The sequence below is a fragment of the Intrasporangium oryzae NRRL B-24470 genome (genome assembly GCF_000576595.1).
Lineage (GTDB): Bacteria > Actinomycetota > Actinomycetes > Actinomycetales > Dermatophilaceae > Intrasporangium_C > Intrasporangium_C oryzae.
This window is the reverse complement of sequence record NZ_AWSA01000011.1, coordinates 15,581-30,016: the sequence shown is the minus strand read 5'-3', so window position 1 is coordinate 30,016 and position 14,436 is coordinate 15,581. Positions and strand designations below refer to the sequence as shown.

At 70.6% G+C, this 14,436-nt stretch carries 10 protein-coding genes; 6 read left to right on the top strand and 4 right to left on the bottom strand.

The window, feature by feature from the left end; genetic code table 11:
- Positions 1–825 carry a caspase family protein gene (locus N865_RS06655; RefSeq protein ID WP_034803275.1) on the bottom strand — a complete coding sequence of 275 codons (825 nt, stop codon included), beginning with the start codon at positions 823–825 and terminating at the stop codon, positions 1–3.
- Between the two features lie 296 nt (positions 826–1,121).
- On the opposite strand from N865_RS06655, the gene N865_RS06650 reads away from it, so the two are divergent.
- Positions 1,122–1,556 carry a hypothetical protein gene (locus N865_RS06650; protein ID WP_034803272.1) on the top strand — a complete coding sequence of 145 codons (435 nt, stop codon included), beginning with the start codon at positions 1,122–1,124 and terminating at the stop codon, positions 1,554–1,556.
- Positions 1,557–1,558: 2 nt separating this feature from the next.
- Positions 1,559–2,572: a hypothetical protein gene (locus tag N865_RS21655; RefSeq protein ID WP_051510281.1), complete on the top strand. Its 1,014-nt coding sequence runs from the start codon at positions 1,559–1,561 to the stop codon at positions 2,570–2,572.
- A gap of 1 nt (position 2,573) precedes the next feature.
- Here N865_RS21655 and N865_RS06635 read toward each other — a convergent pair whose 3' ends face one another.
- The 3 genes from N865_RS06635 to N865_RS21650 form a co-directional block, all read right to left on the bottom strand.
- On the bottom strand, positions 2,574–3,005 hold the full coding sequence (locus tag N865_RS06635; protein WP_034803264.1) for a hypothetical protein: 432 nt from the start codon (positions 3,003–3,005) through the stop codon (positions 2,574–2,576).
- Positions 3,006–3,498: 493 nt separating this feature from the next.
- Positions 3,499–6,354 (bottom strand): AAA family ATPase, encoded by a 2,856-nt coding sequence (locus N865_RS06630; RefSeq protein WP_169735712.1) that lies wholly within the window; start codon positions 6,352–6,354, stop codon positions 3,499–3,501.
- A gap of 244 nt (positions 6,355–6,598) precedes the next feature.
- Positions 6,599–9,589, bottom strand: coding sequence for a BTAD domain-containing putative transcriptional regulator (locus N865_RS21650; RefSeq protein WP_051510279.1), 2,991 nt, complete (start codon positions 9,587–9,589; stop codon positions 6,599–6,601).
- Between the two features lie 272 nt (positions 9,590–9,861).
- Here N865_RS21650 and N865_RS06620 point away from each other — a divergent pair, with 272 nt between their 5' ends.
- From N865_RS06620 to nicT, 4 genes are all read left to right on the top strand, one after another.
- Positions 9,862–10,812 (top strand): alpha/beta hydrolase, encoded by a 951-nt coding sequence (locus N865_RS06620; RefSeq protein WP_034803261.1) that lies wholly within the window; start codon positions 9,862–9,864, stop codon positions 10,810–10,812.
- Between the two features lie 193 nt (positions 10,813–11,005).
- Entirely contained in the window at positions 11,006–11,512 is a 507-nt protein-coding gene (locus N865_RS06615) for a Dps family protein (RefSeq protein ID WP_034803245.1), read from the top strand.
- 236 nt (positions 11,513–11,748) lie between these two features.
- The gene (locus tag N865_RS06610; RefSeq protein ID WP_034803242.1) at positions 11,749–12,780 is read left to right on the top strand and encodes a DUF4331 family protein; all 1,032 of its coding nucleotides are present in this window, start codon (positions 11,749–11,751) and stop codon (positions 12,778–12,780) included.
- A gap of 199 nt (positions 12,781–12,979) precedes the next feature.
- Positions 12,980–14,386 (top strand): Nickel transporter NicT, encoded by a 1,407-nt coding sequence (gene nicT, locus N865_RS06605; RefSeq protein ID WP_084328017.1) that lies wholly within the window; start codon positions 12,980–12,982, stop codon positions 14,384–14,386.
- Positions 14,387–14,436: the final 50 nt, after the last annotated feature.

Here is a 14,436-nt window from a genome sequence, read left to right as displayed (position 1 = left end):
TCATCCCGCGGGGGAGAGGACGTCGGCGTCGAGCCGGGCGGCTCGGCCCTCGAGCTGCGGCACCTGGTCGTAGTTGCCCTTGAGCCCGGCCATCGTCGCGGCGTGCAGCTCGCGGTAGGTCGCCTGCGGTTGGTCGCGCATCGCCTTGACGAGGAAGTACGTCAGGGCGCCGTTGTAGACGCCGTCGATGATCGCGTCGGCGGACGTCTGCGTGTCGCGGCAGCCGCTGATGAGCGTCTCGATGATGTCGACGTCGTGGACGTCGACGGGCGCCCGGCGCCTCAGGCTGCGGCTCAGCCGGCCGGTGTGCTCGCCGCCGGATGCCTCGTCGTCGGGGTTGGGCAGGAAGCGGTCGATGATGGGGGCGTCGGGCGGGATCGGCTCACGGGTGTTCGTGCCCGAGTGGCAGCAGTCCATCACCACGGTGAGGCTCGCGGCCGGGTCGAGCCGGTCGAACGTGGTGCGCAGCCAGTCGTCGGTGAGCGGGTCGTTGAAGTCGAGGTCGTGGGGGCAGAGGATCTCGTCGCGGCCGTCCGACTCGTCGCCGTTGGTGTCGGGGACGTTGGAGCCGTGGCCCGAGTAGTGCAGGTAGAGCACGTCGCCGGCCGCCGCCGTGGTGACGAGCGAGGTGATCGCCGCCTCCATGGCCGCCTTGGTCGCCTGCTCGTCGGTGAGCATCGTGATGTCGGCATCGGTGAAGCCGTAGCAGTCCTTGAGGGCCGCGGCGATGTTGTTGACGTCGTTGACGCAGCCCCGGAGGTCTGCGTTGGGGATGTTGGGGATGGCGTAGTGGTTGATCCCGATGAGCAGCGCGCGCTTGGCCATGATCTCGCTCCTTCTCGCCCGGCACGTGTCCGGAGGGTGTGACCGCAGTGGTCAGAGCGCCCAGCGACAGGGGGTGATACACGAGCGTCGAGCCGTCAGGTCGTCGGAGGGGCGCGGTGTCCGTGGGGCCAACACCCTCACGGTATGCCGCTGAGCAGGGTCGCGTCCGCGAGTTCGCGAACGTCGTGGCCGGGCCTCCGGATGCCTGGTCGCCGATAAGGACCCGTGAGGGCCTCTTCGCCTCTATGGTGTCCCCGGCGGGCCCGGGCGCTCCGCCGAGAAGGGATCGGCAGTCCGTGGGACAGGGCGTCTGGCGCATCGTGGGCATCGTGCTCGCGACCCTCGGCCTGCTCGGCGTCGCCGGCCACGTCGTCCTCGCAGACCTCGGCGAGACCCACACGGTCACGGGAGACCTGGCGCTCACGGCGGCAGGCAGCCCCGACCCCGGTGACTGGTGCGTCGGGAGCCCTGCCCCGCGAGCGGGGGAGGACGGCATCCGACAGGGAGACCGGGTCGTCGTCGAGGACGCTGATGGGACTCTTCTCGCGGCGAGCTCGCTCGGGCGCGGGACGTTCGACGGGAAGGTGTGCGTCTTCGGCTTCCACCTCTCGGAGGTGCCGCGTGCCGCGTCGTACCGCGTGCGGCAGGGCGGCATCGGCAGCGCTCTGAGCAGCTACGAGGAGATGGTCGCTTCCGACTGGTCCGTGCACCTGACTCCCGGAGGTGGGTGACCATGGCGACGGAACTCAGGCCTCGCGTGACCACGGAAGGCGACGACGTCGAGGCCGACGACGTGCTCCACGTGTTCCGGCACGCCCCGGCCGCCCGGCAGCCGGAGGCACCTGCGGCAGTCGGGTCAGCCGATCGCCGCGACAGTCTCCGGGCTGTTCGCTGGGTCGGCGTCGGTGCCGCGGCCCTGCTGCTTGCCGCGTCGGCCGCGACCATGCTCGTGCCGTCTCGCGCCGGGTCCTGCCCCGGAGGTCTCCAGTCCTTCACGACCGCGCCTGCGGTCCTGCCCGCGGGGGAGCCGCCGCTTCCTGACGACGCCCTCGAAGCCACTGACGAACGCGCCGTCGCCGAGGCCCGGACGGAGACCGTCCGGGCCGCAGCGCAGGTTGCCGAGGCCGAGGCCGTGACCGGGCAGGCCCGCATCCTCCAGTCCCGGTCCGACGCGGCCCGGGCCGCGCTCGACCTCGACACGGCGCAGGGTTCGGCCTGGTCGATCGAGCAGGCGCGCGCGAGGGTCGCGTTCGACCGAGACGCCGTGCAATGGGCCAAGGACCGGCTCTCCGGGGCTGCGGTCGCCGATGCCCAGGCGACGCTGGATCGGGACCTGGCGACGCTCGCCTCCGGGGAGAAGGCGGCCGCCGCCGTCGCTCCCCAGACGCAGGCTGCCCGCGCCGCGGCGGACGCTCTCGCCGCGCAGGCCCAGGCCGCCACGAGCGCCGCCCAGGCAAGGCTCTCGGAGGCCGTCGCGCGCCAGCGTGCCGCGGAGTCGGCACTGACGGCGGCCGAGTCGGCCCGGCTGGAGCACCAGCAGGCAGCGCGCACCGCCACGGTGGAGTGGCACCACCAGCGGCGCCTCACGGCCTTCGACGTGCGGGCTTCGAACGCCGTCCTCAGCGACTGCCGGGACCTGGCGACGATGCACGCCGCCGTCGCCGGGGGCCTTGCCGTCGGCGCGGTGATCGTGCTGCTCGTCGGCCTGCGGGGCAGTCGCCGCAGTGCCACCCAGGCGACCACCTGACCTAGACGAAGCGGCGCTCGAGCTCGGCGAAGAAGGCGTCGGCGAGCCTCTCGAACTGGTCTGCGCTGAGCCGGATCCGGTCACCGACCTCGAGACCGAGCGTCGACTCGGCCGGGACGTACCTGATCGGGCTCAGGCTCTCGAGCACCCCCTCGTTGCCGATGATCGACTCGGCCAGCAGCTCGACCTCGTTGAGCGGGTTGCCGTCCTTGCCGGCGACCATGCGGACGCGGTGGACGAAGAAGCGGTCGAGGGCGAGCACCATGTTCGTGAAGAGGACCGGTTCAAGCTCCTCGAGGGCGGACGAGACCCCGGCGTCCGACGGTGCTGCATCGACGGCGTGGGCGAGCGTGCGGTAGGCGGCGACCTGGGTCGCGACGGCGGCCTTGGCTGTCGCGACCTCGTCGGGCGAGTAGTCCTTGCGGCCGAGCATGAGCGTGCCTCCTCCTCGTGGTGGACCTGTCGTCACCGATGACGATTGTCGACCCGCGGATGTGACCGCGGGGTCGCAACGGCCGGGTGGCCGCCGGGCCGGCCCAGCGGCATACGTCCTGTGCGACCACCCAGGGAATGACAACATCAGCACCGTTCCCTGCCAGAGCAATGGGGCCAAGGCGCCGAACACCACGTGGGACGCCGAAGGGCACCTGGCCGCTACGACGAGCCGCGGCGGCGCAACGAGCAACCTGTACGACGCCCTCACCGCGGTCCATCACCCCGTGCGCCCTCAACCGTGAGCGGGCCGGGACCTGCGGAGAAGACTCGGTGAACGACCCACGCACACAGAGAGACTCGAGGCATCCGCCACGTTGTCTTGTGCGAGACCAGCCGCAACGAGACCCGACCATAGGCTGGCTCGAGCCCATGACCTCACTTCGTGACACGACTGCGTAGAAAGCAGCCATGATCACCGAGGTCACGCGCCCTCACATCACCGACGCGGACCCGGACCCTGCCCGGCTACGCTCGATGAGCTGGTTGGGTGTGGTGTAGCGCGGAGGGACGGCCGCTGATGTCGCCCGAGTATTCGACAGGGCGTCGCGAAGGGCGCTGCGCGAGCCGACTCCGAGCTTGGGAAAGGCCCGGCTCAGGTGGAATCCCACCGTTCGCGCACTCAGGAAAAGGCGTTCCCCGATCTGCTTGTTCGTCAAGCCGGTGGCCGCGAGCTCGACGACCTTGCGCTCCTGCGGAGTGAGGGAGCGCGCAGGGGCCGCCGGGTCGGGTCCAGGTGCGGCCACTCCGGTCGCACCCAGCTCCGCGGTGGCTCTGCTCACCCAAGGACCGGCGCCCAAATCGCGGAAGGTGCTTACCGCGGACGCGAGCTGTGCACGAGCGTCGCGGACTCTGTGCAGACGGCGCAGCCGCTCGCCGTACAACAGCTGCACGCGTGCCTGCTCGAAGGGCCAGCGTCCCGCCTCGGGCAAGGTCAGCGCAGACTCGAACAGCTCGGCGCACCGGTGATCCGGTGCCGTCAGTGCGGAGGCTGCACCCGCGAGGAGCGCCAGCCTCGAAGACAGATCCGCGAGCCCCGCCTCTTCCACGGCCCGAACGTGCTGGTGCGCTTCGCACTGACGTCCCGTCCGTACCGCCGCCTCGACGAGGTCGAGGATCATCCACAGGGCGTAGGGGGCGCAGTGGGGCAGAACGCCGGCGGGCCCCGGCACCGTGGCTTCTTGGTAGGCGAGCTCGAAGTCGCCGCTGCCGATCGCGGCGAGGCAGCGCGGGGCCCACGATGAGGCCCCGATGCCGCGCGGGATGGCCCACAGCCGGAGCTCGTCCGTGAGCTGTCCGACCGCGTCCAAGTCCCCACGGGCGGCAGCGAGGAAGGCCCTGACCTGTCGAGCGGTCACGCTCCAGTAGCCACCGCAGGCTTCGGCCAACTTCTCCGATTCCATGGCCAGACGGTCGGCGGCCTCCCAATCCCCGGTGCGGAACGCGTCCTGTGCGAGTAGTGCGAGCGCGGTGACGGCGGAGCCGGCAGCGCCCCCGGCGCGGCCGTCCCGGGCCACCCTCCACAAGGGGCGTCGGCAGTCACCGGACCGGTCGACGAACATGCCGGTCGTGGAGACCCGGACGATGCGTGCCGGGTCGAGCTCGGTGGTCAGCTCCGCGATGGCGCCGTCCAGCTCGCGGAGCGTGGAGTGAGCCAATCGGGCTGGGTCTGCCAGAGCCTGGCTGCCGATGACGAGCTCGACGGGTGGGTCGGACAGGCGTTCGAGGTGGCGGAAGAAGTTCTCCCAGAGGTCCCCGCGTCCACCGAAGCAGCAAACCCGCTGCAGCGCGTACAGCGCGTCCCGGTGTGCCTCCGGGTCGATACCGCGACGGCCCTCAGCCGTGCCGAGCGCTGTCGACAGCAGCCGGTTCGCGACGTCGAGGTCGCCGTCACCGCTGAGCAGGATCAGTGCGGCGGACGCGGCGAGCCGGAGCGATGCGTCCGGCTCGGGGTCGGTCACGGTGGAATTGGCCAGCCAGCCGGAGGCGCGCTCCAGCTCGCCTGTGACCTCGGCTCCGATGTAGGTCGCCTTTGCCATCCGTCGACCGTGATCTCGCGGAGACGGGCTCAGCTGCGCCGCACGCACCAGCATGGTCGTCGTGCTGCGGGAGTCACCGCGCCGCAGGCTGCGCTGCGCTGCGGCTTCGAGGGCGACTGCAACGCTCTCGTCCGGCTCGACCGTTGCAGCCGCGACGTGCCAGCTGTACCGCTCTGACTGGTGCGGGTACCTCCTCGCCAGGTCCTGGTGAGCGCGCCGCCGCTCTGCCGAGCGCGTGCCGGCGATGACGGCCGACCGCGTCAGATGATGGGTGAAGGCGATCCGATGGGTCGTCTCGTCAACGCACGCAAGTCCTGCTCGCTCCGCTTCTGACAGATACCCCGTCGCATCCTGCAGCGCTCCGGCCGCAGCCAGGCATCGCAGGTCACCGGTGCCGTCGAGTGCCGCGAGCAGCAGCAGACGCTGGGCCTGCTCTGAGATGGTGTTGAGCCCTGAACCGAACGCGGCCTGCAGGCGCCTTGTCATGGGGACCCAGTTGTCCAGGGCGGCTGCTGCCGGGGCTCCTTGGAGCCGCTGGAGGGCTGCCGGCAGCTCGAGCAGTGCCAGGGGATTCCCTCTCGCCTCTGCAAGAACGCGCCGCCGCAGGTCCGGAGGCAGTTGCGGATGGTGCTGGTCCAGCAAGAGCCTCGCGGCCGGGTCTGCGAGCGGTTGGACCATCACTTCGCCCGTCCCGGGGAACTCGAGCACCGGGACTCGCTCCGGCCTTCCGGCCGCGAGGAAGCCCATTCTGGTTCCCTCCAGGCGCCGGGCCACGAACGCGAGCACCGATGCCGTCTCCCGGTCCAGCCAGGACACGTCGTCGACGATGACGAGCAGTCCTGCGGTTTGCGCATGCCGCCGGAGCGCTGTGAGCGTTGCATGACCGATCGCGAGCGGGCCGGCAGAGCGCTCGTCACTGCCGGCGATGGCGGACCGGAGCGCCATGCGCTCCCACCCTGGGAGGCCCTCGACCTGGTCGTACAGCGGAAGGAGCAGCTGATGCAGTGTGGAGTACGGCAGGTCGGCCTCGTGCTCGGCGCCGCCGGCGCGCAGGACTGCGTGGCCGTGCCGCGCAGCCGCGCGGGCCGCCACCTCCAGCAGGGCGGTCTTGCCGATTCCCGGTTCTCCCGTCAGGCGCAGGCTGTGCCCCGTCTGTTCGAGGCGGCAGACGAAGTCGCGCATGATGTCTTGTTCGTGGTCGCGGCCCACCAGCGCGCTACGAAGGTCGGGGTCGGAGTTCGGCTGCGCCATCGAGCTTCTCCCTCGCCTGATGATGGTCGGTTGACTGAGGTGCCGCGGCCTGGGGGTGAGCGTCTGTCTGGCCTTGGTCGGCCCGTCGTGGCCTTGCTCCGGGGTCCCAGCACCGTTCCCCCGATGCTCCCGATCAGCGTTGAACGACCGCTGACGGACCGCTGACGGCCGCTGACGGACGTCGGCGGGCATCACGCTGTCTTGCCTGCGGTCCTCGGCTGGCAGGGAGATCGTCCCGCGGGAGTCAGCGCGGGTGGCCGGCTCCAACATCCGAGATGTCTGGAATGGTTCGCTCGGCGAGGGCAACCTCGACCGCTTCGGCCAGGGTCAGGCGCGCCGCCGGGTCGTCCACGTCGAGCGGCTGGCCGGCCAGATGGGGCAGGAACGTCTCGATGATTCGCCGGTTGGACGAGCTGACGTTCGGCCCGTCCTTCTCGTCCAGTGCACGCCACATCGTGTACAGGACCCTCGCTCTATCGGTGGCGCCCCGCACTCCCTCCACGGCCGCCAGACGGAGCAGATCCTCGATCTCGGTCGCAACGTCTCCGACGCGACGGGCGCCCTGGAGAGAGGTGCGCAGATCCGCGGCAGCCTGGCTCGAGGACCCCCCGGCGAGCAGGACCGCGGCGCCGGCGTTGCTGAGGCCGCGCGCCTGCGGCACGACGTCGCCCATGAGGAGGCCGATCTGAGTCGCGCGGCGACCCCATTGCTCCGCGTGCGCCAGCACCGCCGGCTGGTCACTGTTCAGGGCGACCTCGCTGAGCTCGAGCAGCGCGTAGGACTCGACGATCTGGTTGTCGTGGCGGCGAGCAGAGCTCAGGGCCCGTTCGGCCCTGGCGAGGAACCCAGCACCCGCGGTCATCGGCTGGATGGTCTCAACGATGGCGATCAACTCTTCGTTGCCGCTGGCCAGGGCCGCGGACTTGGCCAGCTCCGACTCCAGGGCTCTGCGGCGGGAATCGCCGCGGTGGTAGGCGATGACGGCGCCATACTGGTGCAGGACCGCCTCCTGAGCAGGGTTCGGCGGCACCATCGTCGCCACCAGGTCGAGCGCCGCGTCGAGCAGACGGCCCGCTCGGACGGTCTCGCCGCGCATCTCGGCGAGCCAGGCCGCCGCGCCCGTGAGGTCCACTTGGCTCGCGACCGCCACGTCGGGTGACGCCCGGAGGGCGGTCAGGTGGGTCTCGAGCTCGTCGATGAAACCGCCGTTCTGCGCGATGCTGAACAGCGCAACCGCCAGGTCGGCGCGCAGCTGGGATGCGCCGGTCTCCTCCAGGGTCTGCAGCGCCGCTCGTGCGTTGGGCAGCTCTGCGGTCCAGGCGGCCAGCTCCTGGGCGTTGCGCGGTGGCCAGAGGCACGCGTTGGGCTCTTGGGCAAGAAGGTCGTGGAAGTGGCGCGCGTGGGCCAGCTTGACCACATGGCGCTCCCCGGAGGATTCCAGCAGCTCGGCCGCGAGCTCGCGCACCGTCTCGAGCAGGAACAGCCTCGTGCCGGCCCGGTCGGAAACCGGTCTGAGCAGGCTCTTGGCGACCAGGGAGTCGACGACGGCCACAGCGTCCACGTGGGGCAGGATTGCGGCGGAGACTGCCTCCAGCGAGGCGAGCGTTAGTCCGCCGACGAACACTGAACTGACCCCCAGGAGCCACCGCTCGCGATCTGTGAGCAGGTCCACGCTCCACTCGAGGCAGGCCCGCAGTGACTGCTGCCGGTGGGGGGCGTCTCTGGTGCCCGTCGTGAGCAGGCTCAGCCGGTGCGACAAGCGCTCGGTCATCTGCTCCGGCGGCAGGACGTTGACGCGGGCCGCCGCCAGCTCGATCGCGAGCGGAAGGCCGTCCAGCCGCTCACAGATCGCACGCACCGCGGCCGGGTCGTTCTCGCGGCGGAACTCAGGGCTGGCAGCCTCGGCCCGCTGCCAGAACAGCTCTACGGCCGGTGCCGGCGTCGCTCCGGCCACTGCACGCCCGACGCCGTCACCGGAGTCGTCCGGGCCCGAGAACTCGGTGGCGAGTGGGTTGACTCGGACGAGGTGCTCACCGCGGATCCTCAGGGACTCGCGGCTGGTAACCAGCAGCTGGACCCCTCCCCGGGCAAGGCTGAGCAGCCGGGCCAGGTCGGGCGCGACGCGAATGACATGCTCGAGGTTGTCGAGCACCAGCAGCAGGTCACGGCCCTGGACGACATTGGCGATCTCGGCCACAAGGTCCGCGTCAGGCGTGGCCCTGAGCTGGAGCGCGGCGGCTACGGTCGGCAGCACGCGGTCGGCGGTCGGGACCACGTCGAGGGCCACGTAGACGACCTCGCGGTCGGTTGCGGCCCGCAGGGCCAGCTCGACAGCAAGTCGGGTCTTGCCCACACCGCCGGGCCCGCTCAGGGTGATCAGCGCGACCCCGGGAGCGGCCAGCAGCTGTTCGACCTCTGTCAGCTCAGGCTCACGACCCAGCATGGCGTTTGCGGGCCGTGGGACCGTGTCGGGCAACCACCGAGGGGCGGCGGGGGCTGCCAGCGTCGGGTCCGCGGCCAGCACCGCGACGTGGGTGGCGCGCAGCCGCTCCCCAGGATCCATACCAAGCTCTTCGACCAGCCTGGCCCGGATCCGGTCGTAGACTTCCAGGGCATCCGCGGTTCGGCCCGTTCCCGCCAGCGCCCGCATCAGCTGCTCGGCGGCCGACTCGTTGAACGGGTGCTCTGCAGCCAGCGCGCCGGCCCGCTCGACTACCGCGGCAGCGTGCCCCATCTCGATCTCGACCGAGACCCGCAGCAGTTCGGCGGCCAGGAGGGCATCGTCCAGACCCGCTCGGGCCGGCGCTACGAACGGACAGTCGGGCAGGTCGGCCAACGCCGCGCCGCGCCAGAGCCCGACGGCCTCCCACAACAGACGAGACGCTGCCGCCGCGTCCCCCGTTTTCCGGCGGCGCCGGGCCTCGGCGACGAGGGCGTGGAACCGGCTTACGTCGACCGAGACCGGATCCACCCTCAGCCGGTAGCTGGCCCCCGCCGTCACGATCGCCTCCTGGCCGAGCCCGGCGCGCAGCGCCGAGACGTGCTGCTGGACGGAGTTCACCGCGGTGGCCGGCGGGTTCGCCCAAAGCGCATCGACGAGCTGCCCCCGGGTCAGGACGTGCCCGCGCGCCAACGCCAACGAGGCCAGCAGGGCGCGCTGCATGGGTGCCGTCACGCTGATCAGGTTTCCATTCACCGCGACCTGCAGCTGCCCCAGCACCCGCACCTCGAGCATGCAGGCAACGTACCGAGCGAACCCGCACGCCGTACAGAGGGGGAGCTCCTTCGGCGCCGTGCGATGACGCCGGGCAGTCGTTGTCGACCCATCTTTCCGCGTCGTCGCCACCACTGGTGAGAGTCCCCACTCGGCCGGGGTGGCCCGCCGGGGTGACCCGGTCACCATCCCCGTCATCTGACAGAAGCGGTCACGTCGGTCTCCGGAACACGCTCGGTGATGACCCCACCTCGAAGGCGGCCCTGCCGTCCGTCCCCCAAGGAGAAGCCCCTATGTCTGTCAACCTCGAGCCAGCCGCCCAAGCGTTCTGTGATGCCACTGCCAACCCGCCGTACCTGTTCGACCTCGGCCCCGAAAAGGGGCGGCAGGTCGTCGACGACGTCCAGAGCGGGACCGTCGCCAGGCAACCCGTCGACATCGTCGACACCCGCGTTCCAGGGGGGCCGACCGGTGAGGTGTCGGTGCGCATCCTGCGCCCGCAGCATTCGCCGGCGAGCCTTCCCGTGATCGTCTACGTGCACGGCGCCGGGTGGGTGTTCGGCAACAGCCACACCCACGATCGCCTCATCCGCGAGCTCGCCGTTCGCACCCAGGCGGCTGTCGTGTTCCCCAACTACACGCTCTCCCCGGGGGCGAGGTACCCCACGGCCGTCGAGGAGAGCTTCGCCGTGGCCCAGTGGGTGGCCGCCCACGGACTCGAGTTCGGTCTGGACGGGGAGCGAATCGCCGTCGCCGGCGACAGTGTCGGCGGCAACATGACGATCGCCCTGACGTTGCTGGCCAAGGAGCGGGGTGGCGTCGCCTTTCGCCACCAGGTGCTGTTCTACCCGGTCACTGATGCCAACTTCGACACCCCCTCCTACCACGAGTTCGCCGAGGGCTACTTCCTGCGGCGCGATGCCATGGAGTGGTTCTGGGACCAGTACACGACCGACCCCGCCGAGCGGGCCCAGATCACGGCGTCGCCGTTGCGGGCCACGACAGAGCAACTGGCCGGGCTGCCGCCCGCTCTGGTGATCACCGGAGAGGCCGACGTCCTGCGTGACGAGGGCGAGCGGTACGCCTCCAAGCTCCGGGCGGCGGGCGTGCCGGTCACCGCAGTCCGATTCGGCGGGATCATCCACGACTTCGTCATGCTCAACGCCCTGGCCGACACCCAGGCCGCCCGCGGCGCCATGAGTCTCGCGGCCAGCACGCTCCGCCAGGCGCTCGGTGCCCGGTGACAGAGCTGGCGGGACCACGGCACGGACGGGGCGCCGCAGTCATTCGCGCACGACACCTCACTCCCTGGCCGCCCGGGCGCCGCGGGCGCCATACGGACCCCCGGCTGGCGGATCGCCCCGGACACGGTCTGACGCGGCCCCGGGCAGCCCTAGGACCCACCTTCGCCAACAGCGACACGTACAGGAGAGACCAATGACAGCAGGACTCACACGACCTCGACACGCAACCCGACGACTTGAGTCCGACCGGGCCCGCGCCGCCGCATCCGGCGGGCTGCAGGCCAACCTCCAAGCCGCCCTCGTCGATCTCATCGAGCTCGAGCTGCAGGCCAAGCACGCGCACTGGAACGTGGTCGGCGCGGACTTCAAGGCGGTCCACGAGCTGCTCGACACGGTCGTGGACACCGCTCGGAGCGGCGGGGACACCATCGCGGAACGGATGCGAGCACTCCAGGCCGTCCCAGACGGCCGGTCCACCACCGTCGCATCGGCAACACACCTGCCACCGATGACGGCCGGTCCGGCGCAGGCCGGGGAAACTGCCCGCACGGTGGCCGGGCGCATCGCCACGGCCGTCGGCACCCTACGAGCGATCCGCGACGCGGTCGACGCCGAGGACCCTTCCACGACGGACTTGCTGCACGGCCTGGTCATCGACCTGGAGAAGGACCTGTGGATGCTGGCCGCCGCCGCGCAGTAGCCGGACCTGTCGACCAGGACGCGACGTACCGCAGCCTGCGAGCGGCAGGCAGGTCGACGCGGATTGCAGCTCGCTCGACGCACCTGCGGAGCCGTCGGCCCCCGCGACGCAACGTCGGGGCGTGGCCGCCCAGGGCGGGTCACGTCACCGGATCAGGTCATCCGACAGAAGCGACAGGCGACGACCAGAGCCGACGATCGGAAACGTCATCACCCCACCCACCAAAGGAGAGCCCCATGTCCCACCACCTCGCGGCTGCACAGGCCGGCACGCTCGGGCAGCTGTACATCGACGACATGTACGTCTTCCCCGGCGAGAACAGCACGGTCTTCATCATGAACGTCAACTCCACCATCACGGGAGAACACTCCGAACCGTCCTTCCTTCCCGACGCGCGCTACGAGTTCAAGGTCCACTTCGACGGCGCAGCTCGGGAGGAGCTCACTTACCGGCTCAGCTTCGAGCCCCCAAGCAGAGACGGGCACCAGGCCTACCGGCTCCACGTCCTCGACGGCGCGGCCGCCAGCGACGACTCGGCCTCCGGTGACCTCGTGCTCGAAGGGCGCACCGGGTCGGCCGCGGAGGCGGGCGACGCCAACGTGTGGGCGGGGCGCATCGCAGACTCGTTCTACATCGACCTGTCACTGCTGGGAATGGTCAACGGCGCCGTCCGCGGCGGTACCGCTCTGGACCTGTCCGGCTGGAACCCGGACGCAGCGGAGAACAGCTTCACCGACACCACCGTCGACTCCATCGTGCTCGAGGTCTCCCATCGGCACCCCCGGCTGCAGCCCGGGGCTGCAGTCGCCGTCTGGTGCACCACCAAGATCAGCGAGGGCGACGACGAGTGGCACCAGATCAACCGGTTCGGGCGCCCGATGCTCTGGCCGATCTTCTGGCCCGACGACGTGCACTTCGCCCACCCGGCAAACACCCGCCACCCGTCCGAGGACCGCGCCGCTGACGGCAAGTACGTGGCCGACCTCATCTCGTCCACCGTCGCAGCGTCCGGCACCTCTGGCGACCCCGACGGGTACGGGCACGTCGTGGCCGACCAGCTCTTCCCCGATGTGATGCCCTACGTTGTCGGTACTCCGGCGGTGTACGGCTTCGCCGTGCGCAACGGCCGTACCCTCGCCGACAACGCCCCCGAGGTCATGCTGTCCCTGGTCACGAACACGGCCATCCCGTCGGGTTTGACGCCGTCAGTGTCCGGGCATCTGCGCGCCAGCGCATTCCCCTACGTGGTACCCGCGCCGAGGCCCTAGTACCTCGGACGGAGCGGATGCTCGGGCCTTCGGAGCCGCCTCGGTCCGAGCATCCGCTGCGGGATGCGCGTGCCCCGTGCCCGCACCGGCTCCTTCCCGGACATCCACCAGCGCGCCCGGCGCACGAGCCGATCAGCCGACGAGCTAAACGCTCAGTCAACACGACCCACGAGAACGACCCGATCCGGAGGACCCAGCCATGTTGTCCCAGCGTGCGACCACCGCGGTCGACACACCACCGTTGGCCCGCAAGCCGCTACGGGCGTTCGCGCGGAGCCTGACCCGAGCTGAGCGGCGCGGACTGGGCCGCATGGCGACGTCCATCCTCGTGCTGCACCTGGTCGGGTTCGGCCTGCTGTTCGGGCTCGTCGCGCCGCGGCACTTCCGGCTCGGGGACGGTCACCACTTCTTCACCGTCGGCGTGGGCGTGCTCGCCTACACGTTCGGGCTCCGGCACGCCTTCGACGCCGACCACATCGCCGCGGTCGACAACACGACCCGGAAGCTGATCGGCGACAACCTCGCCCGGCGGGCCGACGGCGACGACCGAGGAAGAAAGCCTCTTTCGGTGGGCTTCTGGTTCTCGCTGGGCCACTCGACCATCGTGTTCGCGCTCGCTGCCTTCCTGGCAGTCGGGGTGAAGTCGTTGGTCGGTCCGGTCGAGAGTGACAGCTCTCGGCTCCACGCGATCACGGGGATCGTCGGCCCGGTGGTTTCCGGGGCGTTCCTGTGGGTGCTCGGAATTGTCAACCTCGCCGCCCTGCTCGGCATCATCCGCATCTTCCGCGAGATGCGCACCGGCCGTTTCGACGAGGCCGAGCTCGAGAAGAGGCTTGAGTCCCGTGGGGCGATCAACCGCGTTCTGGGCGGCCTGACAAAGTCGGTCACCAAGCCGTGGCAGAGCTACCCGATTGGCTTGCTGTTCGGCCTCGGCTTCGATACCGCCACCGAGGTCGGGCTGCTCGTGCTTGCTGGCGGTGCCGCCGCTTTCGACCTGCCGATCTACGCCATCCTCGTGCTACCCCTCCTGTTCGCAGCGGGCATGTGCCTTGCGGACACCGGCGACGGGGTGCTCATGAACGCCGCTTACGGCTGGGCGTTCGCGCACCCGGTCCGCAAGGTCTTCTACAACCTCACGATCACCGCCATCTCGGTTATCGTTGCCCTGGCGATCGGCAGCGTGGAGCTGGCCGGCGTGATTGCCGACCAGCTCTCCGTTACCAGCGGACCATTGGCAGCCATCGCAAGCATCGACCTGGCCCACGCGGGCTACGCCATCGTCGGCCTGTTCGCCGGCTCGTGGCTGGTCGCGTTGGGGATCTGGCGCCTGGGCCGCATCGAAGAGAGGTGGTTGCCGAGCGAGTTTGGCCCCGATCATGTGACAGGCCCTCGTTCGACGGCGACGCCACCGAAGGGGCCCCGGCCGATCGGCAGCGTGGCGGAGAGGCTCGGGGAGGCGACGGTCGTCGCCGCGCCCGGGCCTGCTGCCCGCCGCCCCCGTGGCGCACAGCTCGGTGGAGCGCCGGGGTGGACCGGGGGACCGGGGGCGGGGCCCGTGGATCGGCAAACCCGAAGACAATGGCACCGCGGCACTCACGAGGGTTGACCGGTCGGCATCGAGATGACCTCAAAGGCGACCAGGCGATGGCGTGGGTC

Excerpts from the sequence above, each read along its gene's own strand:
- N865_RS06655 (WP_034803275.1), bottom strand. The coding sequence starts at position 825 with ATGGCCAAGCGCGCGCTGCTCATCGGGATCAACCACTACGCCATCCCC.
- N865_RS21655 (WP_051510281.1), top strand. The coding sequence starts at position 1,559 with ATGGCGACGGAACTCAGGCCTCGCGTGACCACGGAAGGCGACGACGTC.
- N865_RS06635 (WP_034803264.1), bottom strand. The coding sequence starts at position 3,005 with ATGCTCGGCCGCAAGGACTACTCGCCCGACGAGGTCGCGACAGCCAAG.
- N865_RS06630 (WP_169735712.1), bottom strand. The coding sequence starts at position 6,354 with ATGGCGCAGCCGAACTCCGACCCCGACCTTCGTAGCGCGCTGGTGGGC.
- N865_RS21650 (WP_051510279.1), bottom strand. The coding sequence starts at position 9,589 with ATGCTCGAGGTGCGGGTGCTGGGGCAGCTGCAGGTCGCGGTGAATGGA.
- N865_RS06620 (WP_034803261.1), top strand. The coding sequence starts at position 9,862 with ATGTCTGTCAACCTCGAGCCAGCCGCCCAAGCGTTCTGTGATGCCACT.
- N865_RS06615 (WP_034803245.1), top strand. The coding sequence starts at position 11,006 with ATGACAGCAGGACTCACACGACCTCGACACGCAACCCGACGACTTGAG.
- N865_RS06610 (WP_034803242.1), top strand. The coding sequence starts at position 11,749 with ATGTCCCACCACCTCGCGGCTGCACAGGCCGGCACGCTCGGGCAGCTG.
- nicT (WP_084328017.1), top strand. The coding sequence starts at position 12,980 with ATGTTGTCCCAGCGTGCGACCACCGCGGTCGACACACCACCGTTGGCC.